The 24479-nt window shown below is 51.3% G+C and carries 20 protein-coding genes and 3 pseudogenes; 15 read left to right on the forward strand and 8 right to left on the reverse strand.

Annotated features, from left to right (window positions below; genetic code table 11):
* Both L0664_RS00005 and L0664_RS18655 read left to right on the forward strand, forming a co-directional pair.
* Positions 1-1626, forward strand: a 1626-nt coding sequence (locus L0664_RS00005; RefSeq protein ID WP_235223572.1) for a DUF637 domain-containing protein, incomplete at its 5' end; no start/stop codon positions are given.
* Positions 1627-2126: 500 nt separating this feature from the next.
* A complete protein-coding gene (locus L0664_RS18655) occupies positions 2127-2342 on the forward strand; it encodes a scabin-related ADP-ribosyltransferase (protein WP_418888013.1) in 216 nt (71 codons plus the stop codon).
* A gap of 510 nt (positions 2343-2852) precedes the next feature.
* On the opposite strand, the gene L0664_RS18605 is transcribed toward L0664_RS18655, so the two are convergent.
* Together L0664_RS18605 and L0664_RS00015 are read right to left on the reverse strand one after the other, a co-directional pair.
* Positions 2853-3758 carry an AEC family transporter gene (locus tag L0664_RS18605; protein ID WP_235223573.1) on the reverse strand — a complete coding sequence of 302 codons (906 nt, stop codon included), beginning with the start codon at positions 3756-3758 and terminating at the stop codon, positions 2853-2855.
* A gap of 284 nt (positions 3759-4042) precedes the next feature.
* A pseudogene (locus L0664_RS00015) lies at positions 4043-4585 on the reverse strand (DUF932 domain-containing protein); the annotation flags it as partial.
* Positions 4586-4795: 210 nt separating this feature from the next.
* On the opposite strand from L0664_RS00015, the gene L0664_RS00020 reads away from it, so the two are divergent.
* Together L0664_RS00020 and L0664_RS00025 are read left to right on the forward strand one after the other, a co-directional pair.
* Complete coding sequence (locus L0664_RS00020) at positions 4796-5452, forward strand: DUF6088 family protein (protein ID WP_235223574.1); 657 nt, start codon at positions 4796-4798, stop codon at positions 5450-5452.
* Positions 5449-6519 (forward strand): nucleotidyl transferase AbiEii/AbiGii toxin family protein, encoded by a 1071-nt coding sequence (locus L0664_RS00025; RefSeq protein WP_235223575.1) that lies wholly within the window; start codon positions 5449-5451, stop codon positions 6517-6519. Before L0664_RS00020 ends, L0664_RS00025 begins: the two co-directional genes overlap by 4 nt.
* A gap of 106 nt (positions 6520-6625) precedes the next feature.
* Here the strand turns inward: L0664_RS00025 and L0664_RS00030 are convergent, their stop codons facing one another.
* Positions 6626-6940: a hypothetical protein gene (locus L0664_RS00030; RefSeq protein ID WP_235223576.1), complete on the reverse strand. Its 315-nt coding sequence runs from the start codon at positions 6938-6940 to the stop codon at positions 6626-6628.
* Between the two features lie 440 nt (positions 6941-7380).
* Between L0664_RS00030 and L0664_RS00035 the strand changes: the two genes are divergently transcribed.
* A complete protein-coding gene (locus L0664_RS00035) occupies positions 7381-8379 on the forward strand; it encodes an acyl-homoserine-lactone synthase (protein WP_235223577.1) in 999 nt (332 codons plus the stop codon).
* A gap of 1082 nt (positions 8380-9461) precedes the next feature.
* Here L0664_RS00035 and L0664_RS00040 read toward each other — a convergent pair.
* Positions 9462-9644, reverse strand: a complete 183-nt coding sequence (locus L0664_RS00040; RefSeq protein ID WP_235224910.1) for a hypothetical protein — start codon at positions 9642-9644, stop codon at positions 9462-9464.
* Positions 9645-9988: 344 nt separating this feature from the next.
* On the opposite strand from L0664_RS00040, the gene L0664_RS00045 reads away from it, so the two are divergent.
* Positions 9989-10309, forward strand: a complete 321-nt coding sequence (locus L0664_RS00045; protein WP_235223578.1) for a hypothetical protein — start codon at positions 9989-9991, stop codon at positions 10307-10309.
* Positions 10310-10775: 466 nt separating this feature from the next.
* Here the strand turns inward: L0664_RS00045 and L0664_RS00050 are convergent, their stop codons facing one another.
* A complete protein-coding gene (locus tag L0664_RS00050) occupies positions 10776-11000 on the reverse strand; it encodes a hypothetical protein (protein ID WP_235223579.1) in 225 nt (74 codons plus the stop codon).
* 800 nt (positions 11001-11800) lie between these two features.
* Here L0664_RS00050 and L0664_RS00055 point away from each other — a divergent pair.
* The 7 genes and pseudogenes from L0664_RS00055 to L0664_RS00090 all read left to right on the forward strand — a co-directional run bounded on the left by L0664_RS00055 (position 11801) and on the right by L0664_RS00090 (position 18736).
* Positions 11801-12439 (forward strand): acyl-homoserine-lactone synthase, encoded by a 639-nt coding sequence (locus tag L0664_RS00055; RefSeq protein ID WP_235223580.1) that lies wholly within the window; start codon positions 11801-11803, stop codon positions 12437-12439.
* Between the two features lie 563 nt (positions 12440-13002).
* Positions 13003-15933, forward strand: a complete 2931-nt coding sequence (locus L0664_RS00060) for a calcium-binding protein (protein WP_235223581.1) — start codon at positions 13003-13005, stop codon at positions 15931-15933.
* A 174-nt stretch (positions 15934-16107) separates the two neighbouring features.
* Positions 16108-16686 carry a hypothetical protein gene (locus L0664_RS00065; protein WP_235223582.1) on the forward strand — a complete coding sequence of 193 codons (579 nt, stop codon included), beginning with the start codon at positions 16108-16110 and terminating at the stop codon, positions 16684-16686.
* A 989-nt stretch (positions 16687-17675) separates the two neighbouring features.
* A pseudogene (locus L0664_RS00075) lies at positions 17676-17915 on the forward strand (DUF2493 domain-containing protein); the annotation flags it as partial.
* Positions 17916-18188, forward strand: a pseudogene (locus L0664_RS00080) (type IV secretory system conjugative DNA transfer family protein); the annotation flags it as partial.
* Positions 18189-18262: 74 nt separating this feature from the next.
* Positions 18263-18430 carry a hypothetical protein gene (locus tag L0664_RS00085; protein WP_235223583.1) on the forward strand — a complete coding sequence of 56 codons (168 nt, stop codon included), beginning with the start codon at positions 18263-18265 and terminating at the stop codon, positions 18428-18430.
* A 15-nt stretch (positions 18431-18445) separates the two neighbouring features.
* Positions 18446-18736 carry a Fic family protein gene (locus L0664_RS00090; RefSeq protein WP_235223584.1) on the forward strand — a complete coding sequence of 97 codons (291 nt, stop codon included), beginning with the start codon at positions 18446-18448 and terminating at the stop codon, positions 18734-18736.
* A 121-nt stretch (positions 18737-18857) separates the two neighbouring features.
* On the opposite strand, the gene L0664_RS00095 is transcribed toward L0664_RS00090, so the two are convergent.
* Positions 18858-19055, reverse strand: a complete 198-nt coding sequence (locus L0664_RS00095) for an IS3 family transposase (protein ID WP_235223585.1) — start codon at positions 19053-19055, stop codon at positions 18858-18860.
* Positions 19056-19125: 70 nt separating this feature from the next.
* Positions 19126-19389 (reverse strand): transposase, encoded by a 264-nt coding sequence (locus tag L0664_RS00100; RefSeq protein ID WP_235223586.1) that lies wholly within the window; start codon positions 19387-19389, stop codon positions 19126-19128.
* A gap of 614 nt (positions 19390-20003) precedes the next feature.
* On the opposite strand from L0664_RS00100, the gene L0664_RS00105 reads away from it, so the two are divergent.
* Both L0664_RS00105 and L0664_RS00110 read left to right on the forward strand, forming a co-directional pair.
* Complete coding sequence (locus tag L0664_RS00105) at positions 20004-21206, forward strand: polysaccharide biosynthesis/export family protein (protein WP_235223587.1); 1203 nt, start codon at positions 20004-20006, stop codon at positions 21204-21206.
* A 27-nt stretch (positions 21207-21233) separates the two neighbouring features.
* Positions 21234-23309 (forward strand): GumC family protein, encoded by a 2076-nt coding sequence (locus L0664_RS00110; RefSeq protein ID WP_235223588.1) that lies wholly within the window; start codon positions 21234-21236, stop codon positions 23307-23309.
* 282 nt (positions 23310-23591) lie between these two features.
* On the opposite strand, the gene L0664_RS00115 is transcribed toward L0664_RS00110, so the two are convergent.
* Positions 23592-24356, reverse strand: coding sequence for an IS5 family transposase (locus L0664_RS00115; RefSeq protein WP_235223589.1), 765 nt, complete (start codon positions 24354-24356; stop codon positions 23592-23594).
* Between the last annotated feature and the right edge of the window lie 123 nt (positions 24357-24479).

A 24479-nucleotide genomic window follows, 5' to 3' on the forward strand; every position in this document is an offset into this window, starting at 1 on the left:
GATGGCGGCCAATTCACCATCGCGTCCTTTAGTGAAGGCGCACTGGACGCTGCGATAACATCCGGTTTGTCGTCAGCTGTCTACGGCACAGATTTCGGTGCGGGGTTCGTTACCGCTGTTACATCCTCAACGGTTTCGCTTGGCCTTGCGGATATTCAATCGGGTATCGGTGACATTTTTGAAGATGGCGCGAACGGGGGCGAAGGCAGCTTAGCACATGTAACGCTCCATGCCGTTTCAGGCTGTCTCGCGGCTGAGGCACAGGGTGCTGATTGTGCCGCGGGGGCTGCGGGTGCAATGGCGCAGGCGATATACGCGGGAACAATGGACGCAAGCGGAGTTACGCAAGAAGAACGTTCGCAATTGGCCGCCAACGCAGAATTGTACGGAGCATTGGCATCATTTCTAGTTTCCAATGGAGACGGCGAAAATGTGACTGTCGGTGCTGCCATAGCAATATCTGGCTTTGAAAATAACTATCTGAAACATGATGAATGGACGCAATACATAACGGCATTGGACCGTTGCGGCGAAGATCAATCATGTCGGGATATGACCAATGCCGCTGCATTAGAGACATCTTTAGGCAACCGTCATGAATTGCTGATGTGCAGTACGAATGGAAACTGCGCCGAACTCACTGCAGAAATTGAATACCTCAATAATCCAATCGCCGAAGCAAGCATCCAAGCGCTGCAGAAATTATCTTATCATGACTCCGTTCAATATGACAGGAGCGGCATTCAATATGGCACAGAGTCGGCGTCATCAGTCATCGATCTTGTCTCGGGCTCAACAGAACACCTCGTGTATTCTGAGTTTTATGCGTCATCCTGTTCGGGCTTCAGCGCGTCACAATGTGTTGTAGCGTTTGAACAATCGGTGGCCGAGGCGCGCAACGCGCGAGATACCGAAAACGTCGCTGTCGTTGGCGCAATCAGCGTTGCTATACTCGCGGCACCATTTGCGGGCGTCGTCGCCGAGGGTGCCGCAATCGGGGTTACCGTGGTTGGTGATGCGGCGACGAAGACTTACGTCGTTTGTGTGACAAGCACTGTGTGCACAGGTGGGCTCACCGCATTGGCTGCAGCGGATATTGTCGGCGTTCTGAGAGCCTATGACGGCGGAGACCCGTCCGTCCTCGGAGCATATTATGCAACACTAGGCCCTGCTGCAGGACTGGGAACTTATGCGGACGATTTCTTTGATGCTTTTGCTTTGGCTCGCAATATTGCTCCAAATGGGGGACTGGTGAATAGGTTTGGCCCTCTTAACGAAGGGCCTTTGCCTGACGACATCGCGATAACCTTTCGAAGCGGAACGTACGATGAGGTAATCACAACCGAACCAACTACGCTGTATCGTGTGATCGGTGACAATGGTGATCCGGCAGGTGGCTACTGGACACGCGCGGAGCCGCAAGGGCCAGTTCAGTCGGTAATTGACAGCGCACTTGATCAAAACTGGGGGAACTCGGCCACAACAGTTGTACAGATGGAAGTCCCCGCTGGAACTCGGTTGTTTGAGGGAGTGGCCGCTCCACAAAGGGGCCTAGTTGGGGGTGGGAACCAAATCTATTTTGACCGCAACATCAATCCGCTTGATCCTGCATGGATTCAGCAATGAAAAATTGCAGCTGGGAGAAAATCGAAGCTTTCCGCTCAATGAGTGAGTTCAACCGGTTTGTTGTCTGGATCGAACGACAGCTTGAAAAAGGGGAGTGCATCGAAATAATCGACGATGTTGATAGCACAATGCCCCTACAAAGCAGAAAGTTAAGGTGCCTGTCCTGTGATCAAATCTGGTTACTCTCCTTTCCAGACCCGGGATACTCTAAAGGGTCGTGGGGGCCTTTGTGAGTATGGCTTCTATTGCACTCCTATTAATCCGAACCCTTTGCGTTTTTCTCATTATGGCATTCGGGACGGTCGCGAGCTTTGCTGCGCCGGGAGACTGGACGCGTATCAGCTGTCCTGTGGAGGCGCAGGAACTGTTCGCTCAGTCGGTGAATCTAACGAACTCCGCGCGCGCCGCCGCACACTAGCGCAAATGTGGTGGCTACCGGCGCAGCACTCGTGCAGACTGGTGACGAGCGTGCATTGCCTCGCACGGCAAGCCTTGGCGATATGTCGGTGTTTCTCCGCTCTTCTAATGCTCCAAATAATGCAGATGATATCTTACCTGACACCGTCTATCGCGGTGATACGCGTGCGCCAGATGAAATATTTGATCAGGGCTTTCAACCCAAGGGCCCTAATGCGAATGTAGATTTGGAAGAATACGTCAGTACCACTCCGTTTGCATCACAGACAACGCGCCGCATAATCAAACCAACCAGATGAGCCGAACTCTCTCTTAGTTTAAGCTGACATTGGTGCCAAAAACCCTGACGACGGACAGGCCTACGGTCTTTACTGTCATTGGGTGGCTCCTTTCCTAGCAGTCGATGACAACTGCACTTTGGCACATTCGATGCCGGTGGAGCAGGAGCCACCCACCTCATCCGGTGTGGGCCGTGACGGACGGGGCAGGGACCTCAATCATAGTTCGCAGCAGACATTGACGCAAAACGCAGCGAATGGCTCCTACGAGCCCAAACTGTGAATTTGATATTCTTGCGGCGTGCGTTCGCAGCGCTGACATCGCTTCATGTGCTCACTTCGCGGCGCCGCGCGGCAGCAGAGATACCGGCCATTCGTTCACGATGCAGCGAATATATTGGAAACAAGGATCAAGCCACGGGACAAAATGAACTTTCGCTGTCTTTTCGCTAACGTCCGCAATAACCATGTCTGAACTAGCTTGCGGCTCCGGGTGAAGCAGCACGCTGAGCCTGCTAAACGACGAGCCTGCTAAACGACGAGCGCAATCCACACAGGTAGAGTCATGCAAGCTAAGCCCGTAGATTGGGCTATAATGGTTGCCGGACCGCGTCGGTCTGCGCCGAAGCGCGCTGCCAGTGTTTGCGCAGCGGCTGCGGTTGGTAAGGCGGCGAAGAGCACGATGACAGATGTTTGTGTGGGACTTAATTCCATAACGTCGGCGAGTCCGAATGCGCAAAGCGGCAGCAGAACCAATTTGATCAGGTGAAATCCGCCTGTGAGACCATTTAGCGCACAGAGCACGCGCAAGCTCAAGGACGCTCCGATAGACAGGAGTGCTGCTGGAATTGCGACTTCGGCCAGACGGTCCAGCGCCAATTCAGCCGTGCCTGGCACGGCGTGGCCTGTGGCTCCGACAAGCAATCCTGCACTGCTGGCCAGAAAGAAGGGGTTCGTCACAATCGCTTTGGATGCAGGGCCGATGGTCTGGCCCGCGCCGCGTGCCAGCGCGCCCACGGCTAGGACGTTGGCCAGCGGCACAGCCAAGCCGATGGCAACCGCCATCAAGGCAGCCGCCTCGTGTGGAAGCGTCTGAGCCACCACAAAGGCAAGCCCCGCATTGAAACGCCAGGCCGTCTGCCAGACACCGGCGAAATCCAGAGAGGAAGCGGGTCCAATCCTTCGTAACGGCAAGGCCAAGACAAAGCCGAGCCCCATCAAGATCCAGACCGCAACACCGATAGAGGCAATGTCACTTAGGCCAATCGGACGTGCTGCCGCCGCAGTGAACATGAGCGCGGGGAAGAAGACATAAAAGCAGAGTTTGTCGAGGGCGACCCATAGGGTGTTGTCGAAAAACCGTCCAAGCAGCATGCCGAGCGCGATGATGAGGATATCTGGCGCAAGGGCCAGCGCAACTGAGCTTGCCCCACTCACTGTGCGGACAGACGCGCTGCTTGGGCGAGACGGTCAGTTGCCTGTTTCAACGACGCCACATCGTTGGAGGCAAAACAGAACCGGGCGTAGTGCGCAATCTCGCCACCTTGGCCGCTGGCGTCGAAGGCCGCGCCCGGCGCGTAGAGCACGCCTTGGGCAATTGCTGTCTCGAACAGCCGCGATACGTCGATGCGTTCAGGCAGTTGCGCCCACAGGAACATTCCGCCCGCTACGGCAGGTGCGTCAAGCCCTGCCGCAATCAACCCCTCGCGCAAGGCATCGTGCCGCCTGTCCCCGGTGCCGTTGCCCGCGATGCGCTGCACGGCGGAGACCAGTTCGTGGTCGTAGATGCGCCCATAGTCAGGGCCTGTGACGGCACGCAGTTCCGTGCGACCATTCGCGACCTCCATGGTCTTGATCTGCTCGACGCGGTGGTTGGTCAGCCCATATTGCAGGTTGATGCCTGCCAGCGGTGCGGGCAGCTGGCGCAGATAGGCGGCTGGCGCGCCGACGATGCTCGACAACTGTCCAAAGCTCCAATGCGTCGGCGCGATGGGCTCGTTGACCCCGGGTAGGACCAACCCCAGTTTCTCGGGGTCATCGCGATGCGCCTCGACCCGGATCGCGTCGCTCTCAACGGTGCGCGTCCGGCTCTGCTCAGTGCGGGTTTTTACAGACGCAAAGAGGTCGTCGAGTGACAGGTATCGCTCATCATCGGGTCGCGAGAACCACTCCGATGACACGCGATCAACATTCTCACCGCGTGACACATCCACCTTGTAGCCGCCGCTGGCGTTACGCCCGGCATCGATAATTTGGGTATTCATTGGGTCTCTCCCGCGACGGGCGGTCAGGAGCCTCTCTCTCGACCTCCAAACCCGTCACGGGAACAACCTCCACTCTCTCACTCCTATGGTTTTGGGGATGAACGCTTCCTTTTGGAACTCTGGTTGTTGAACTCAGATGTCTGATGCTTGTGTACAAATTTCGGACAATTCACTTCTATCATGTCCGAAATCATGCTACAGATTTCGGACATGGACCATGCATCAACAGATCTAAAGGGTAATATCCTGACACGGATTGCGACTGGCACGCCGCGTGGCGTCTGGACACCGAGGGATTTTCTGGATCTCGGCGAACGTGATGCCGTGGACAAAGTGCTGCAGCGACTGACGCGGGCAGGGGCTCTGCGCCGGGTAGATCGTGGCCTTTATGATCAGCCGTCGACCAATCGCCTGACCCAGAAAGACAGCCCCGCAGATCCCCGCGAAGTGATTGATGCCATCGCACGCCGAGATCAAATACGCGTCCTTGTCGATGGAATGACGGCCGCAAACGATCTGGGTCTCACCAATGCTGTTCCGGCCAAGATCCAGGTGCATACTGACGCCCGGTTGAAATCGATCTCCCTTGGCCAGCTCGACATCGTGTTCAAACCGACAGCTGCCAGCAAGCTCTATTGGGCCGGTCGGCCGGCCATGCGCATTGTGCAAGCTCTGCATTGGTTGCGGGATACGATGGGGCAGGTTGACGAGGATCAGGTGCTGATCCGCCGCCTCACGGCTCTTCTCAATGACCCAACAAACGGCAAGCGCCTAGGTGATGATCTCTCGGATGGACTGACGACATTGCCTGCATGGATGCAGAGTCTGTTGCGCCCGATCCTGGCAGAGCAGGCAGGTGCCGCGTGAATCCCGCGTTCGACAGGATTATTTCTGCGGATGATGAGACGCGTCTTGGCCTCTTCACGACGACAGCACAGCGCTTGGGCACCACACCGCAGAATGTCGAAAAGGACTTTTGGGTCTGCTGGACCCTTGATGCGCTGTTCAATGGATTGCCGGACGGGCCAAGGCTTCTGTTCAAGGGTGGCACGTCCTTGTCAAAGGGCTTTGGACTGATCCGCCGGTTCTCGGAGGATATCGACGTCACAGTGTTCCGGGACGATTTAGGAGAAGCCGCAACCATAGAAGAGCTTGAGGCCTTGAGCGGCAAGAAGCGCGGCAAGGCGCTGGATGCGATCAAAGCGGCCTGTGAAACTTATATTCAGGGCGAGTTCCTTGGCGGGTTGAACGAAATTATGTCGGACGTCGCCCGACGAAACGGACTAAATGTGGCTCGGTTTTTTATTGAGCCCGATCCTGAAGACAGTCAGGCACTCTATTTGAGGTATCCAACGGCGACACCTGATGATGCTTACATCGCCAAGGCCGTGAAAATCGAGTCTGGTGCAAAATCCGCGCTTGATCCCAATTCTGTGCGCAGCATCAGCCCTTACCTCGAAGAAGACATTCCCGATATTGATCTGACCGTTGGCAACGTCACCATCGTCGACGCGGAACGGACATTTTGGGACAAGATCGTGATCTTGCATGGCCTGCGCCGCTGGTTCGACATCCGTGGAGAACTGAAAGGAAGCGGTCAGCGCGTGTCGCGACACTATTATGATACCTATCAACTTCTGGGGTCGGACTTCGGCGAGAGGGCTCTGGCGGATCCTGCGCTTGGTGCCGACTGCGTCGCCCACGCGCGCCTGTTTTTCAACCGTCCAGCGTTTGATCTCGCAACGGCAGTTGCGCCGTCATTTTCGATCAGCCCTATTGGAAAAATGCTCGATGACCTTCGCCGCGATTACCGCGCGATGTCGGGCATGATCTTTGGGCAAGCACCGCAATTCGATGCCGTGATCAAGCGGGTTGCTGATTTGGAGAGAAAGCTCAACACAGCACCGAGAGGGTCGAAGGGCGCTGTGGATTGAAGCTCATGAATTTTATCCATAAGTAGTAAAGGACCCGCAAAGCCGCCGTAGGCCGCGTGGAGCTAAAGGTCCTAGCCGCGTGACCAAGCGGACATTCGGAACCGAGCTAACGGCTCTGCATCTGATGCCTCCCACCAAAGGCTCTGATTAACTCTTGAGGGGCCAACGGGAATTCCGCTCGGAAGTCTTTCAAGATGATCGGGAATTCCTCATCCGCAGTCATTCCACGGACGCGCGGGCGTTTTAAGCGGAAACCCTTTTCCATTTCTTCGAACGCCTCAAACATTGCTTTGGATTTCTTTTTACCAAAATAATCAATGACGTCCAACCAAGCGTCTGTTCGCCACGACTGAAATACGGAACGAAAATAGGCAGACTTTTTACATATTTCCAATGCTTGTGAGAGGTCTTCAGCAGTCACGGGTGAAGACGAATGTGACATTTTCCGGATCAATTGATCGACGTATCTAACTACTGCCTCAATTATACGCATCACTTCTCGCCTGTTTGAATTCCATTGATCTCAATAATTTGTACAGCAAAAAATAGCACTCTGCATTCTGGGCTCAAAGCGGGCCTTCGCTGCGCAATGTCTAATATTTGATATGGGCACAATCGCCCGCGTCGCTTCTAACGGTTGCACTCCGTTTGGCAGCGATCCTGTTGTTTTATGAAATTCTGAAACGCCGCACAGATCCAATACTCAACTTAGTAAAGAATTCGTAAACGGACCGAACTCCCCGTTTGAACTTCATTAACCATGAATTTGGAGGGTGTAGATCTCACCAATCTAGGAGATCCTTCATGATAAGATACATTTCTGGTACTGACCTTTGGCTCCACCCAACCCTAGCGCAAACCATGTTTACGGACCGTGCAGCACAGTTTGCAAAGCGCCTCAAATGGGATGTGGCTGTGGACAAGAATGGTTACGAGCGCGATCAATACGACACGATCAATCCTATATATGTCGTAATCGAAAATGACGACGGACGGCATGCAGGTTCACTGCGACTTCTTCCAACCACGGGGCGAACCATGATCAACGAGTACTTTTCTAGCGCTTTAGAAGATGGCCTGATCGATTGCCCCAGAACGTGGGAATGCACCCGATTTTGTTTGTCACCTTTGGCGAGCCCTCGTACCGCTGCCGTTCTCTTTGCAAGCGCAGGTCGTCTCATGCAGGAGCTCAGGATTACAGAGCTTGTCGCAGTATTCGACAAAATAATGCTACGCAAATATCGAATTTCAGGTGTCGCCCCAGAGATCTTGGGTGAGTCGCACAGCGGTGCCGCAACTATCTTCGCAGGACGTTGGAAATTTGGTAAGGCACAGCTAATTGACCTTATCTCAGTGAGCGGGGCGGGGGATGTGAATGGTGACGGCTTCGACGATCTGATCGTCGGGGCATATCGAGACGATCCGAATGGCAGCGACTCCGGCGCGAGCTTCGTGATCTTCGGCGGCGATTTCTCGGGCGCCGCGACGCAGATCGGCACCACGGGCGATGATGCGATGACCGGCACGGTGGCCGATGACGTGATCTTTGCGGGCACCGGCGACGATACCATCGACGGTGGCGGCGGCACGGACCGGATCTCGGGCGGGCAGGGCGCGGACATCATGACGTTCCGCAACCTCGACGGGTCCACCACGGTGATTGATTTCGATGGCGCTGAGGGCGACAGACTGGATGTGAGCGACTTTGGGTTCACCGATTTCGCCGAGTTCTCGGCGGTTGTCAGTGCAGATGGCCCCGGTGGTTACGACACGCGGATTGATCTGGACGGCGACACGGTGGTGATCCTGACCGATGTCAGCCCCGACATCCTGACCGCCGACCACGTGATCCTCGCGTGAGCAAATTTCACTGTAGAAGACGTCGCCCCGTCTCCTGCTCGGCCAACGTAGGATTCGACCCTCGCCCGCAAATGCCCCTCTATCGTTGCGAGGTGTAGAGCCATCTGCAGACTTTTGACCGGTGCCGCATCAGTTTGATGCTGCGCCGATGAGCTTTCTGATGGCGTTCTAATTGCGTATCGCTCCAGATCGGCCGAGCAGTTTTCAAGACGACCGGGCACGAGTTTTGATCCGGCCACACCGTTCTCGTAGTCGATGTAGGCCTTTTGTCCGACTGCTCTTTGCTTTCGTTGAGGCCTTGATCACACTTATTGTAAGCAGCCATGGGTTGAGAACGCTCTAAGGTCCGCATAGTCCGCGATGCAGCTATCCAAATTGCTGAAATGCTGCGCTCATGGGTCAATGCCTGCTATGCGGCCTGCAATTGCAGCATCGAGATGACGTGGTCAACGGCAGCTTCGGGCCGCCTCGTGACTCCAACCAAAGCTCCGACTGCATTATTTGTAGCATTACAACGCTCTGACGCGGTTTTGGCGTGGTAGTCAAAGCTCTCCAATGACGCCAATTGGATAGCGTGTTGATGCTCCAAAGCGGTCGGCTTAAAAAGCTGATATCCCCCCCGACGCCGGGTTTGCGCTCGCAGGTGCCAGCGTCAGAAGCGCGGCCATGACCAAGGCGAAGAAGCCAGTCAGGAAGGTTTGAAGCCAGTTTATCATGTGTCAGTCATGGATCGAGATAGTGCGTTGGGGGAAGCAGCAAGGAACCGGCAGCTAAAGAAGAATGCAAATCCCATGCTTTTTATTTGCTCTCTCAGAGCAGTGACTGCGCGTGAGCAAAACATTCTTGTGACGTTTTGAACCCTACTGATTGAGGATCGTCGGCACAGATCAAGGCCCGCTCATCAAGGTTTATGCCTTCGCGCACGACGTCAAACTGGCTTCTATCGCCAACATTGGTTTGAGTTTCGGACATGCATGCCGATATCGAGATCGCTAGTATGATTAATAGTCCGCGGTTCATAGCTTTTCCTTTCAGTACTAAAAATATCGCGTACCTCCTTGTTAGGGCAAAGTGCTAATATCTCAAAGCCGTGTGTTCGACTTAGCCACGATTTCATCCTCGTCCTGCGCGTTGGCGTTCATCTTTGTAGGGTGTGTCAACGTATGAACCTGCTTAAGCTGGCGGACACGGCGCAGGTCTTTGACCTCATCGGTGTTTGCAGCACGCGCTGTGTCACCTGCCAGCCGCCGCTTACCAGCTTCCATGGAGCCAAGAACACTCTCTTATCAAATAACGCTATTTGGACCCATAGGCGCTGACGTCAGACAGTTGAGCAACGTTTGCAGGATGTGGCGTGATGGTTTGCGATTACGGTTGATCATGCTGGAATAATAGCTGGGTGGTTTGCCCAATGTGCGGTGGGAAGAGCTGCGTTTCGAGATCACCAAATCATTGCGGCAGTAACAATGGAAAGCGTCTTGTAGAAGTTGGGTTTGGTTGATCTCGCTGTATCGCATTTTGTGGCTCCATTTTGGCGTAATAGGCAACTGCGAAACACCTGCTTGGCATAAATATATTTATCAAGAGCAACTGCTTGGAGGCGTCGGAAATGTCGGTGGCATCAACCAAGTTGGCGCACAGAAAAATCATGAGTGCGGAGGCACAGATGGCGTATACTAAGGTCATGCCGAAACGAATTTATGAAGACAAAGACCGATTGCGTTTGGCGCAACGGGTAAAACCAGAGCTGTTTTTAACGCTGGCGACAAACCAGAGCATGAGCTTAGAGCGTATGAAATGGAAAGCGCGGGAATTTTTAGCGTGTATGGACGAATACATGCTGGGTCGAAATTGGTCTAAGAAACCAATGCCGCAGCGCATGGATGGTTTGCTTTATGTGGAACACGAACACAGCTCCATTGGTAGTTAACGTCAGACACATTTGAACACTTGAGCGGTAAATCTCAAGCGAGGTATAGTCCCGCTTTCTATACTCGAGATAGGAAAAAATGTGATACAAATGCGGGAACATTAACAGAAAGCACATACCCAACAAAAAGCCATTTGATAAGTATCTTAGAGAAAAGGACCGTAGCTACGAGCGCCAATGCCCCAAGTGAGTGTAGAAAAGAAAACGCATAAATCAGGAGGAGGATTCATGGTGGCGCAACATCTCCATCAATGCAGCTTTAGTCGGTTCGAAACCAAGCTGTTCGGCTTCGTTAATTGCGAGAGCCAATCTGATGCGTTCCCTTGCTCCAGAACAGGTAGTTCGCGTTGGGCGGAGGTCAGCTGCCCTCTCAGAGAGGGTATGCAAATTGTAGCTAGTCATTCCGATGCTCCTACAAAAACTAATAAGCTCAGTGAAGCGCCTATTAGTTAATGCAAGGTAAACCTTAACATCTCCTTGAACTAAGGTGACGAACTTCCCCCATTTCATCGGGTTTTCGGTGGCGAGTAGCGTGGACGCAGAGATCTACATTGACGGTGGACCGTTCTTGCTCGAACGCCCTGAGGAATTTTAAGGTCGCTCCAGCCAATCCACCTTCTGGTTTGTTTGGCAGATCGTTCAACGCGTCTTCATAGATGTTCCATAGCGCGCGCCCAACTTCATCAGTCATATCTTTGTCCTTTAAAAAATTTGTGCTGCGTCCCCTGACCGACAGCCAGGTCAAGGTCGCGAATCTGAGTTAACAAAAAGCTAAGGAAGGAGTTAACGTAAGGTCACCAGAATAATTTGTGGCTCAGTCTGACGTCGATAGGCCGGCAAAGCTTATCTCCGATGCCACAGTGAACAGTCTGCTTATCTTAATGTACGATTTCCGGGATTGAATTGTGAATGTTCGCTCTTGATCCAATGGCTGCTTCAAAGAGTCGACGATGCTTAATTTATCTGGTGATACAATTTAGATGGCGGACGTCGTCCCTTTAGACTTTTTATCGTACAAGGTAACAGTCTTAAGAAAAAAACTTCTACCATTCTTTGGTCAATAACACTGGATAGATTCGCACCCACGAAATTGGGGTCAAATGTCGTTGCGACGGGCAAGCTCAAAGAGTTGATGGGTCCTGATCCTCAAGGTCCCCCGATACGCCTTGCTAGGTAACGCAGCACTTCTAACGTTGGTTCGATCATTCGACGGAATTAGAACTCATTATGAGAGGAAGTGTCTTCGGACGCGAAGAAAGTAAGTTCGGCAGTGAAATTGGGTGCAAAACCCAAAAGATACGAAACCACGGGGTTTGGCGTTTCCGGCAATGCTGGACACTGAGTGCCCCCGAGTACCTGCCAGAGCAGAACGGCTAGATCAGTCCACCAGTCCAAAAGGATGAATAATACGTTAAACCGTCGACCGGTACGGTAAGGAATGGTTAATCACTGCCTCTGATAGTGCATCTCTCATCAATAATGGAGATCAATATGATTAGGTATATTTCTGGAACGGATCTATGGCTTTTCCCAGACTTGGCACATTCGATGTTCAGAGATCGAGCTAGACAGTTCTTTGAACGGCCAAACTGGGAGATCGACGTTGATCGCGGCGGTTGCGAGCGAGATCAGTATGATCTTCTTAATCCGATTTATGTAGTCGTCGATGATGATGCTGGTCATCACGTTGGCTCAATGCGACTGCTCCCAACAACGGGATCAACTGCGATCAATGACTATTTTTCGCGAACACTCGAATGCGGCCCCATCCATGATCCGATGACTTGGGAATGCACACGATTCTGTTTGTCACCATCTGCTGAGCTGCAAACCGTCGGAAAGGTCTTTGCCAGTGCGGGGCGCTTGATGCAGGAGTTCAATATCACCTCGCTCATCGCAATCTTTGACCAACTGATGTTACGCCGGTATCGCCTATCCGGTGTAGCTCCTGAACTCCTTGGAGATGGGGATTTCTCCGGTGGACGGGTCTTGAGCGGTCGTTGGCAGTTCAATAAGATGAAACTGGATGTCTTAATGAGACATGCAGGGTTAGATTTTCTTGAATGTGAATTGGCCTTGGCGAACTCACCTTTTTACCTTGAGAACCGTTTATTTTCTGAATACCCGTGAATGCGAATAGGTATTTTAGACATCTGAGTGTTTTTCGTAAAAGGGCACAATAGTGCTCGAAACGACTTTTATTACACCATATGTCGATAGTCTGTTGCGCTGCCTTACTTACGCATGTTGAAGCGCAAGCGAATGTTTTTCTCAGCTGCGAGCATTCAGAACTTGATCAACCTTCCGTACGTTTATGCAAACAAAACAGTGGAGCTCGCTTAAGCGGCCATGATGCACGAAAGAAGCGAGGCGACGCCTGTTTCAGTACGAAAATTTGGAGGCTAAGACCATGGCTAGCTGGACGTCTAGACCAGCATGGCGGCAATAGTAGCCTCTCCAAGTATAACAATTCCTAAGATTTTGAGTAAATTTGCTTACTTAAGACACAAACAGGCCAAACGAGCGAACCTACTTTGCCGCTGAATTTCGCAATCTGGATAGCGAAGGGGGGTTGGTGTCTCCATGGCCTAGATGACTAAAAATATACCAAGATAGAAGGGCCGTAGACATACTGCTCGGTGTCATGGGCCGCTGAAACACTTAATCCCCGCTAGGCTCAAAAGGGGTGATTTATGGCGTCGCAATTAGAATACATCGCAGTCGAAGGTGACAAAGTAACAGACTACATGTTTGGTGGGAACTTGCTTGCAAATAGGGGAGAGATATACGGAGAGGGGCAATATGATACTGCGATCAATGATCTCGGTGTTACTACACTTCGCTATCCAGGCGGATCACGTACGGAAAAATCTTTTGACATCACGGATCCGGACGCAGAACAGGTCGTTGACAAGCAAACCGGCCAGGTAGACGATTGGATTGCGCTTACGGATTTTTTCTCTTACGCGCAGGAGAATGGGCACCCAGTCTCAATTGTAGTTCCAACTCGATTTAACTTATCCGATGAGGTTGATGAGAGTGGTAATCGAACGCCCGATTTTAATGATGAAGAGTTGAGAACCTTCATCCGGAACGTTGCAACAGGAAAATACGGCGATCCTGAAATCACAACATTCGAGATTGGGAACGAATATTGGCATTCCGGTCAAATGAATTCCGTTGAATACGGCCGACTTGCTGTCGCTATGACTGAAATTATCCATGACGAGTTGGATGCCGTCGCTGCGGAGTTCCCAGATAGCGCCGATATTCAGATAACAGTTCAGATGGGATTAAACTACGGCTATGCGAGCTTATCAGCTCGGTTCGATGGAATGGATACCGACGTTGCGTTGGCCGCCGCGAATCTCGAATTTGGTCTAAATCTTGGCGATAAAGCACTCTACAGTAGTGGCACCATAAATTGGGGCTACGTGAGTAACATGATTATCATTAACGAGTTTGAAGAAAACCAATCCATGCACCTGATCAATGGTGTAATTGCCCATGTCTACAGTCTCGGTGAATCAAACGAATGGTCCCGCGTCTCAGAGCTAAAGTTAGTAGAAGACACTTGGATGGAAAACTATCCTGACCTCGATATCCATGTGACAGAGTGGAACCAAAGAGGCGTAACCGAACAGCTTGATCGGCACGAAGATTATGGCTTGCATCAAGCTGAAGAAATTCTCAACCTCATGGAAGAGTTTATCAGGGCAGGTGTAGATTTCGCACAAGTGTGGCCATTGCTACAATTTACCGATAACGCTCTCAACTTTGGGTTTGTATATGAAGAAACAAATGCCCCTGGGGCCATGTTTCGAATGATGGCCGACAATCTACCTGGTAAGAGCCTATTAGATTTTAATCCTGCTAGCGAATATGTGACAGAGGTTGAATTTGAGCACATTAGCGTCCACGGTTTTGCCGATCAAACTGACCTCGTCTTGTATATAACTCCCAACGGATCAGTATCTGTAGCAAATACCGACTTAGATCTAAACAGCCTGTTCAGTAGCTTTGATAGTATGCAGCTAACGGTTCTAGGTGTTGAAGAAGGCGGCTTTGGGCTTGGCAGCAACGCAACGAGCGCAACCTTTACGGACCTCAAATATATAGATTTTTTTGATGACGGAGTACTGGCTGTAAGCCTCAACGAGGAGGAGATCCTGCAAGTTGTCATTGAAGGATATATTCCGACAGATGCATTTTCTGAGTTAATTTTACCGGAACATGTCGATGATGATTACGTGATTGAGTTTCTCTCTGGGGGCACCGGAAACGACCTGATATTTGGGGGAGCCGGTGACGACTTGATCGAAGGTCAAGAAGGGGACGACGTTCTCTTGGGCGAGGATGGTAATGACCTCCTTATGGGTGGAGACGGCAACGACAGCCTTTCAGGCCATAATGGAAAAGATGCGCTTGATGGTGGGAAGGGTGAGGATATTCTTACCGGTGACAAAGGAGAAGATACAATTTCCGGTCGAAAAGGAGATGATCAGATCTTCGGTGGAAATGGCGATGACCTTCTTAAGGGGAATGACGGAGATGATTTTGTTGGCGGGGGCGATGGCCACGACAATATAACTGGTGGCTTGGGTTCCGATGAAATCAAAGGTGGCCATCACAGTGACTCTATACGTGGTGGGGATGGCAATGACCTGATTGACGGTGGCCACGGAAACGACACCATTAGAGGCAACGATGGCTCAGATGTAATTACGGGGGACGATGGAAACGATAGAATTTGGGCCGGAGCGGGGCGGGATCTGGTTTACGGTGGAACCGGTGATGATGTGATATCTGGCAACGTCGGCAATGACATCATTCACGGTGGGGAAGGAAACGACAGTCTGTCGGGCAACAATGGTAGTGATCAGATAAATGGCGGGATCGGCAACGACCAACTCAATGGAGGTAATGGGGCAGATGAAATTTCGGGCAACTTCGGCGACGATTTGATCTTCGGAGGAAACGGTCGGGACGCACTGTTCGGGGGTGACGGCAGCGATTTCCTTGGAGGTGGTGATGGTACTGATGAGCTCTACGGCGGTGCTGGTTCTGACGACATCAAGGGGGGGCATAACAGTGATATAGTTGGCGGCGGTGACGGCGACGACACCATCGATGGTGGCCACGGCGACGACGAAATTAGAGGAAACGATGGCTCAGATATCATTACCGGCGACGAAGGAAGTGACCAGATTTGGGGCGGTGCAGGAGATGATCAGCTGTTTGGTGGGATGGGAGATGACTTCATCGTAGGCAATATTGGAAACGACACAATCATTGGGGGAAGTGGAGATGATACTCTTTCCGGGAACAGTGGCGATGACGTTATCGATGGAGGTAACGGTGACGACGTCCTCATCGGCGGCTCTGGGGCGGACGTTTTTGAATTTAATTCCGGGGTAGATGTAATTAGTGATTTTGAGAGTAAAATTGATAGCCTGGTGCTTGATGACTCACTTTGGGGTCATGACACATTAACATTCGAGAAATTTCAATCATTTAGTTCCAGCAGCAATGGGGGTGGAATAAAATTGGATTTTGGGGATGGCAATTCCTTAGAGATTCAAGGCGACGTAAATTTAGGTGAACTATTTGATGATCTGATTTGATCGATATACTATTTAAAGATCTGCACTTAATCCGATTATTTATTTATGGGTTTTACGTTAACCAATTGAATACAAAAATAGTGCATAGTATTGGCTGATAATATATAGATCCTAAAAAATGGCCCTCGAAATGACCATAGCGTTATAGAAAAATCCAAAAAGGAATAGGGAAAAATGCTCGCAATCCTCGCTCTCATCGGAATTGGTCTCGCTGGAGCGATGGCTATTGATATCGCTGAAGAAGCGGAGCCTGACCGCGATGATAATGATGTTGATGACATAGAGACAACGGGCGCTGATCTCTTGGATAATCTTGGCCAAATTTCACCTGAACCCGAGACAGTTCTCATCGATGGCATTGAGTTTAGTAGTGATTTTCTTGAGAATGGAGCTCTGTTTGTTGGTGATGATGAAGATAGTGTTTTGGACGGTCAATCCGGGGAAGCGATGAACTCTCAAGATCACTTGTTCGGAGGGAATGGAAACGATCATCTTATTGGCGGTCACAATGACATTCTCGTAGGTGGAGATGGAGTCGACTTATTTGAGATCGGCCTCGACAGCGAGGTGCATGTGTTGGATCTTGAAGACGACGAGTTATTGGTGATTCAATACATTGGGCAACCGCCAACAATCACTGGGGACGCCTCGGATGATGGAATCACGATCCTTGCAAACGGCTATCCAGTTGCTCAGCTTGATGAAGTGTACCACATTAACTTTGACCAAGTAGCCCTACGTAAGGTGGGGTGAAACCATTTCAGAGGTAATTTCAATAAAGGTAGGTGCTTTGACGATTGTCGCTTGATTGATCGTTCGTTTTGTTTCGCGGAAGGACTTCTGCCTCATATGCGGCACAGAAATCCTCCCGCAGCTTTCTTTCTGACGGTGCCAATGGCATGTCGAGCTCCGTCTTCATTTGGTTATAGAGAGTTTCTAGAACCATGTTGTATCCAAAATCTTTTGAAACGTCATTTGGCAAAATTGGTGCTCCCATAGTTTCCGATGTTTGCTTTGAGAATTCGAACAGTTCCGAAGCACGTTAGTCATGATCTATCAATGAGCTGTTTTTCGTTAATTCTTGATTAAGTAACGGTTTTTTGTTGTTTTTCTGCCAGTTTTCATGGCGGTTAGGGTCTTTTTTGGGAACTGCTTGTGGAATCCGATCCGCTATCTACACATGGTATAGTTGATAAAATTACTCGTTTCTCGTATGGAAGAGTAAGTGCGGGCTTTGTTTCACAAATCGGTTGACGGGATTCACTGCATGAATCCAGGATGGTAGCTGAAGACAATGAGCAGCTGGACACCGAAGACTTACAAGGCCAAAACTGGTCAAATTATAGCCTAGCCTTCAATCAGCGTGGGTTGCGGTCGATCTGGTTTGACGCTGAGATGGTGTGGGAGGCGAAGCCCTCTGGCCATCGGAGCCGTCAATAAGACTATAGCGACGCGGCAATACCAACCTGCCTGATGTTCAAAGTGCTTTTTTGGTTTGCCCTTGGACCCCAAATCAGCCTGCTTCAAGGATCGCAAAACTTTTCGGCGAGAGTGGGGTATGTGGTGAGGTCAGTCGCGTCCGCGAGTGTGTGCCTTTTTCTGTCGTCATGTTTGAAAACTATTGGGCCCAGCAAGCTGGCGGCTGTGCCGTCCCTGACCTGGGCGGATTCGGTGAACCAAAAGCCAGATGTGCCCCCACATTTACGTGATGGTTATCAAACTTAAACATTCGAGATAAACACATGGCCTACGATCAAGCGACGACATACGAGAAAATCGAAATCTTCAGCCTGACGGAGAAAGATGCACATCTGCCAATCCCGCAGGACGATATCCTGAAAGACGGCACCATCCGCGAAGCATTTGAGTTCCTGCTCGGGCAGCTTCGTAATACCGGACGTGAGGGAGAGATAGAACGTCTTGCGTACGGATTGGCAACAATCCTGCAGCGCCGCAAGGGTGCCCCCGGTAAAGAATGCGAGCATCTCATGCCCTTAGACGAGAAGACTGTTGAAGAACTAAGCAAAGCTGTTGGGAAGACCACGAAGACCGTGGTTACGAAATCAAGATCTATCGGCAAAAACCCTTTTGAAGGGAGGAGCCAATCGGCGCGGACGGAAGAAGCCTCGTTGTTACCAGAGGATGAAGCGCGTCGGTTGCCACTTGATGAGATTGTGGTGGTAGATGTGCAAATGCCGGTGCGGGCCAAGCGGATCAAGTATTTCGATAACCCGTTCTTCATGAGCATTCACGCGGCTTAAACTGGTAAGATGCGTTTCTCTGAGGACCAGTAGGTTTACCGAGCGGCGATGCTTCAAAGGGTAAGGCGGTGAATCCGCCAAGCACTGCGGTCGCAGAGCGTGATCTGACAGCATGGTACCGGGCGCTGTTCACGCCATCTGTGGGGGCGGGAATACTGAAGACGGCGCAGCTTGCGGGCTATCGAAATGCGCCAGTCTATATTCGCGGCTCTCCGCATGTGCCGATGAACGTTTAAGCCGTCCGAGAATGTATGTCTGTGTTTTTCGAACTTCTGCAGGCGGAAACCTATCCTGCGGTTCGTGTGGTGCTTGGTCATTTCATTTTTGTCTTCATCCACCCGTTCTTTGACGGAAAGGGACGTACGGCTCGGTTCTTGATGAATGTTATGTTGGCTGCATCCGGTCATCCATTGACGGTGATCAAGGTCGACAATCGCGCAGCCTACACGGCTCCGCTGGAAGCTGCGAGCGTTCGTGAAAACATCGTGCTATTTGCCAAGTATCTGGCGGATGCGCTTAGGACCAAAAAACAGCATCGATAGGATAACAAGTTTTCACGACTAAAGTCACCAACGACTGCCAAGATGCGAAATCTGCGACCGTCTGTCAGCGCATCTGACACGAAGTCCACGCTCCAGCGTTGTTTGGGCCATCCGGCAGCACCTACAGCTTCTCTTCACGGTAGATGCGCCTCACTTTCTTGTGGTTCACCTCAAAACCTTCTCGGGAGATCATCACGTGAATACGGCGGCAACCAAACCGACGCCGTTCACGCGACACGCGATTGATTGCATCTCGCAGTTCCACATCATCACCACGGCGCGACAGATATCGCACGGTTGACCGGTCAATCTGCAGCACATCACACGCCGCTGGCTCACACTGTGCGCTTCGCACAAGAGAACCACCGCATTCCGCTTTGCCACGGGCGTCACCATTTTTTTGAATTGATGTCTCGCAGCATGGCATTGTCCGACATTTGTTCTGCCAGCAGCTTCTTCAGCTTGCCGTTCTCGTCCTCCAAAGCCTGCAATCGCTTTGCGTCAGAAGGTTCCATCCCGCCATAAGTCGATTTACATTTGTAGAACGCCGCACAGCTGATCCCATGCCGCCGATATACGTGGGCCGTCTTCTCACCGGAGTCCTGTTCCTTGATCATCGCAATGATCTGTTCGTCCGTAAATCGTGCCTTCATTTGTCCGTCCTTTTGCTGGCCGGACTCTACACAAATTTGGAGGAGTTGTAGGGGCGCAGGTCAATAGCCACGTAACTAAGATAAATCAGCCTCCGGCAAACAAGGGGCGATTCAAAACTCTCTCTTAATTCACGCCGCCATTGGTCCCAAAAACCCTGGCGACGCACAGGTACCGCTATCTGATTCTGAACCTAGCACTCTTCTTCGGAGGTGGCTGTACTTGCTTATCGAATTGCCAGACATGCCCAACGACCCTGCCAAAAGCCGTTTGCGAAACAATGCTCTACTGACTTTGGCGATTGGGCGGAAGTGTTAACTGAGTGATAAATCAGTTAATCCTGTTTTCCTTTACCAAAATCCTGACGATTTGGTACGGTTCCAATTTGGCAAACATTCCCCAAGATTAGAAGTGGTCTCTTCCGGCTTTTGACCTTTAAAGTTCTAACAATGCTAGGTACTTTGTTCCTAACTGTACGGAGATCTCTAACGTGCGTAGTCTTGCTGTCTTTTTGTTCTTTTGTTTATCCGCCTGTGACATTGCCTATACCCCTGCAAAAATCCGCCAGGGCGAAGGGGATGCCGCTGTCCAGGTTATTGCGCTGACAAATGCGTCCTTGCTTGATGCGAACCGCTGGTCGAGCTACGTGCCGCGCCAATTGCCAGCCGCCTTTGATGCGACTGCGGGGCTGGGGTTGCGCGGGCTGGGTGCCTTGCCGGAAGCTCCTGTTCAGGCAGAGCTTCGTCCATCGCCATTGCAACTGCGTGTGCCACCAAGCATGGTCCGGGGTCCGTATGAAATTGGTATTGGTGATGTTCTTGTTCTGGCGACGCCAGCGGGGAGGAGTTCTGTTGAAGAACTGATCGGATTGCTTGCCTCGCAGAACCGCCGCCAAGGGTACACCGAGCAAGAAGACGGTTCGATCACGCTTCCTGATGTCGGACGTGTTCAGGTTGGTGGGTCCACGTTTAGTGCTGCGGAAGATGCGATTTTCAGCAAGCTGATTGAAAGCCAAATTGCCCCGACTTTCAGCGTTGAGATTTCTGAGTTCAATTCACAGCGCGTTTTGATTGGCGGCGCTGTGCGAAACCCCACGGTTATTCCGATCAGCCTTAGGTCTGTCTACCTGAACGAAGCGCTGGCAGCTGTTAGTGGTGTTGAAACCACGGACACCGAGTTTGCTTCTGTGCGAATTTATCGCGATGGCGAGCTGTATCAGATCCCTCTGAATGAATTTAACAACAGCAGTCAGTTACAGCGATTGGAATTGCTGAATGGCGACAGTGTGTATGTCGACACCGAATTTCGCCTTGATCGCGCCGAAGCTTATTTCGAGCAGCAGATTAGGGTAGCGGAACTGCGCCGCTCTGCACGCACCGATGTACTGGCTGAGCTGTCCGCCGAAATCGCTATTCGCCGCAACGAGCTTGCCGAAGAGCGCAGAAATTTCCGCGTCCGTCTTGAGATCGAAGCGGTTGAGCGGGACTACGTTTATATTACGGGTGAAGTGGGCGAGCAGATCCGATTTGGAATGCCGTTTGAGCGCCAGTCGACACTTGCCGACGCCTTGTATGTGGCCGTGTCGACCGGTGATCCGAGTCAGATTTATGTTCTGCGCGATACCAGCAATACCGGTCAGATGACGGCGTGGTATCTGGATGGGTCGAACATGGTAAACGTGGTGCTTGCCACCCGGATTGAACTGCGCCCGAACGATATCGTCTTTGTAGCCGAGCAGCCAGTCACCCGCTGGAACTGCGTGGTGCAGCAGATGGTGCCGTCCCTCATTATTTCCGGCGTAAACGCAGCGACGAATTAACGTTACCTTTTAGGAGAGATTTGGTTGATGGAAAATAGCAACGACGAAATTGACCTCGGTCATCTAGTTCGAACAGTTTGGCGCGGCAAGTGGTTGATTGCGTTGGCGCTGGTGCTGTTTGGGGTTTTGGGGTTTCTTTACGCGACCAAGATTGCCGAACGGGTCTATGTCGCTTCTGCAACGGTCTCAATAGAGAACAATCCATCCCAGGCGACCAACCTTGAAGCTCTGGTTGGTGGGCTGTCCTCAGAACAGCCATCATTGAACACAGAAATCTATTTGATTAAATCACGTCAACTGTTGAGGCGGCTTGTAGTGGCAGAAGACTTGATCGGCGATCCAGAATTCAATCCATTATTGGCCGAAGTCAGTCCGTACAGTATCGTAGGCCTTCGCAATTCGGTGCTGGGAGCGCCCGTAACGGAAGATTATACTCAAGAAGATCTAATCCGTATTGCTGTTGATAGGCTCAGGACGAGATTGACAGTCTCAAACCCTCGACAAAGTTTAGTGTTCGAGATTAGCGTTTCCACTGGGTTCGCTGAAAAATCTACAGCCTTGGCTAACGCGTTAGCCCGAACATACATCAACGATCAACTTCTCTACAAAGAGGAGCAGTCCGATGAAGCAATTAGGTTCCTGGAAAACCGCACTCTTGAACTTCAGAATGAACTAAACAATGCAGAGTTGGCTGTAAAAGATTTTGCCGCTGGGATCGAGCTAGTTAGCCCTGAAGCTCTCATTGCCAAAAACAGGCAGGTGAAAGAGCTTAGGGACAGACTGACAGCTTTGGACGCGACTATTGAACAACGAAGAATTCGAGTGGAAATGTTTCAAAATTTCGACTTGGAGAACGCCACTGCAGCTGATGTTGCTGAATTAGACAGTCCAGTTTTGTCGCGAACGTTCATTACTCTTGCAGAAGATATAGATGACCGAGCACGTTTTATTGACTTGCACACGCTTGAAGCGGGCAGGGCGCAATCCGATCTTACACAATCCGAAGCACAAAAGGCCTCTTTGGAAACCGCTATTGCGTATCTTGAAGATGAAGTGACGAATGAGTCACGTGATTTACTGACATTGCAACAGCTTCAAAGAGAATCAGAAGCCACAGGCGAAATTTATGGGTATTTCTTGACGCGCCTGAAAGAAGCCGAAGTCCAACAGGGCACTCAACAGCCCGATGCTAGACTTTTATCAGCCGCTGTCGAGCCGCTACTCCCATCTCGCCCTCGGGTAATGATATTAACTTTTATTATTGGAGGTTTAGGTGCCGTACTTGTGGCCGGTGTTATATTACTTCGCGAAATGAACAAAAACGGTATTCGCACAGCAAGCGATCTACAATGCTTAACTAGTCAACCGATCCTCGGCCAAATTCCAATGGCCCCTATCAAGAAGCGTGATAAATTGTTGTCGTTCCTGAAAAGCAAGTCGAACACTCCGTTTTCTGAAGCTGTTCGAAACCTAAGAACGTCCCTCTTGCTCGCTAATTCAAAAGTTGAACCCTGCGTCATTTTGATGACTTCTTCCGTCCCGTCTGAGGGTAAAACGACGACTTCTATAGCTCTTGCGCATAGTCTTGCAGGCATGGGCAAATCCGTGTTGCTGATGGAAGGAGACATAAGGAAAAACACGCTCGGCCAGTACTTTGACAGGTTGGAGGCAAAATCCGTCGAAAAGCCTGAGATCATGACGTTTGCGGACAACAAAATCACCGTAAATGCCCTCGGTTTTGACGTCATGCTTGGTGTCCAGACGGAAGCCAATGCCGCTGATTACTTATCATCACAGGCGTTCAAAAACCTCATAGATGAGGCACGTGAAAACTATGATCACGTAATTATCGATGCACCGCCGGTGCTTCCTGTGACCGACGCGCGCATCATCGGACAACAAGCAGACGCGGTCCTACTCGCCGTCGCATGGGATGCAACGCAAAGTGTTGTTGTGGAAGCCGGTCTTGGTGAAATTTCTAATTCCGGCCTAAACCTTACAGGGCTGATACTGACGCGAATTGACGGGAAGAAAGCCAGAAGCTACGGTGGACCTACGCGATATGGTAGCTACTACGGTGAGTATTCGAAGTCATATAATTAGGCGGTATTATACGTGCCGTTCCCAAATTGGGGGGCAAACACTTTGCATGCCATTTGGTCCCAAAAACACTACGAAGGTCAAAATTATTCTGTTCTGCTTTATAGTCAACTGGTATAAAAGGGCCCAAAAACTACGCATTCAATTCGCTCAAATCGGCCTCGGCGCTGCGCAACATGTCCATCACTCGGCGTAGAATATAGGCCACTCGCTTGTTAATGTGATCTTGCGCGTGGTGCGGCAAAGTAACGTAGTGCCGAGGTAGGTTTCGAGTTCCAAAACCGTCTAACTGATCTGCAATGGGGCCAGACCGACAGCCTTGGCGGCATCGTGCAACGACCTTTCGTCTACAACGCGTGCGTATCTTGCCAGTGGCCTAGGGTCAGGAAGCATAACCAGAAGATAACGGTTGCCGCGAGAGTGATTGTGTAGAGGAAATCTGTTGGTGATCTGTCGTAGCGGGTTGCGACGGGCCGCCAATACTTGAGCCTGCCTAACAATCTTTCGATGCGAATGCGCCTCTTGTCCCGGCGCTTCTCGTATTTGACGGGTTTTTTTGCGTGACTTGCGTCCCGGGATGCAGGGCTCGGTCCCCTTGTCTATAAGGGAGTTGCGGTACCAGTCCGCATCATATCCTCTGTCACCGAGAAGCCACTCGGCCGCTGGCAAGCCATTCATCAAAGCCGCAGCGCGAGTATAGTCGCTCACTTGGCTTGGGGTGATAAAGAGGCGGATTGGGCGACCGCTTTTGTCTGTCATCGCAAGAAGTTTGGTGTTCATGCCACCCTTAGTCTGCCCAAACAGGCGCCCACGCCCCCTTTTTTCCAACCACAGGCTGGACGCCGTTCGATTTGCTTTGAGATAGGTGGCGTCGATCGGAATGGTCTTGTTGACTGGCGCTTGCTCGGCCTGCCCGACCATGATTTGGGCAAACACACCCGTATCACTCCAACACTTCCAGCGATTATACGGCGTTTTTGGTGGACCATACTCAGCGGGCGGGCAATACCAACTTAACCAATTGATATTTATGAATATAATTCCGCTCAAAATGCGGCGATCATCAATGCGTACACGGCCTCGGATCTTTGGAAAGAAAGGTCAGAGCGGCTTCATTTGCGCCTCACTCAGCAAATAAAGACTGCTCTTGATATCCCCCCCACAGCTTGGCAG

Origin of the sequence: Octadecabacter dasysiphoniae (genome assembly GCF_021532615.1) — a bacterium.
Taxonomy (GTDB): Bacteria; Pseudomonadota; Alphaproteobacteria; order Rhodobacterales; family Rhodobacteraceae; genus Octadecabacter; species Octadecabacter dasysiphoniae.

Excerpts from the sequence above, each read along its gene's own strand:
- L0664_RS00110 (WP_235223588.1), top strand. The coding sequence starts at position 21,234 with ATGGAAAATAGCAACGACGAAATTGACCTCGGTCATCTAGTTCGAACA.
- L0664_RS00050 (WP_235223579.1), bottom strand. The coding sequence starts at position 11,000 with ATGACTGATGAAGTTGGGCGCGCGCTATGGAACATCTATGAAGACGCG.
- L0664_RS00055 (WP_235223580.1), top strand. The coding sequence starts at position 11,801 with ATGATTAGGTATATTTCTGGAACGGATCTATGGCTTTTCCCAGACTTG.
- L0664_RS00045 (WP_235223578.1), top strand. The coding sequence starts at position 9,989 with ATGTCGGTGGCATCAACCAAGTTGGCGCACAGAAAAATCATGAGTGCG.
- L0664_RS00035 (WP_235223577.1), top strand. The coding sequence starts at position 7,381 with ATGTTTACGGACCGTGCAGCACAGTTTGCAAAGCGCCTCAAATGGGAT.
- L0664_RS00040 (WP_235224910.1), bottom strand. The coding sequence starts at position 9,644 with ATGGAAGCTGGTAAGCGGCGGCTGGCAGGTGACACAGCGCGTGCTGCA.
- L0664_RS00065 (WP_235223582.1), top strand. The coding sequence starts at position 16,108 with ATGCTCGCAATCCTCGCTCTCATCGGAATTGGTCTCGCTGGAGCGATG.
- L0664_RS00060 (WP_235223581.1), top strand. The coding sequence starts at position 13,003 with ATGGCGTCGCAATTAGAATACATCGCAGTCGAAGGTGACAAAGTAACA.
- L0664_RS00100 (WP_235223586.1), bottom strand. The coding sequence starts at position 19,389 with ATGAAGGCACGATTTACGGACGAACAGATCATTGCGATGATCAAGGAA.
- L0664_RS18655 (WP_418888013.1), top strand. The coding sequence starts at position 2,127 with ATGTCGGTGTTTCTCCGCTCTTCTAATGCTCCAAATAATGCAGATGAT.
- L0664_RS00020 (WP_235223574.1), top strand. The coding sequence starts at position 4,796 with ATGGACCATGCATCAACAGATCTAAAGGGTAATATCCTGACACGGATT.
- L0664_RS00090 (WP_235223584.1), top strand. The coding sequence starts at position 18,446 with ATGTCTGTGTTTTTCGAACTTCTGCAGGCGGAAACCTATCCTGCGGTT.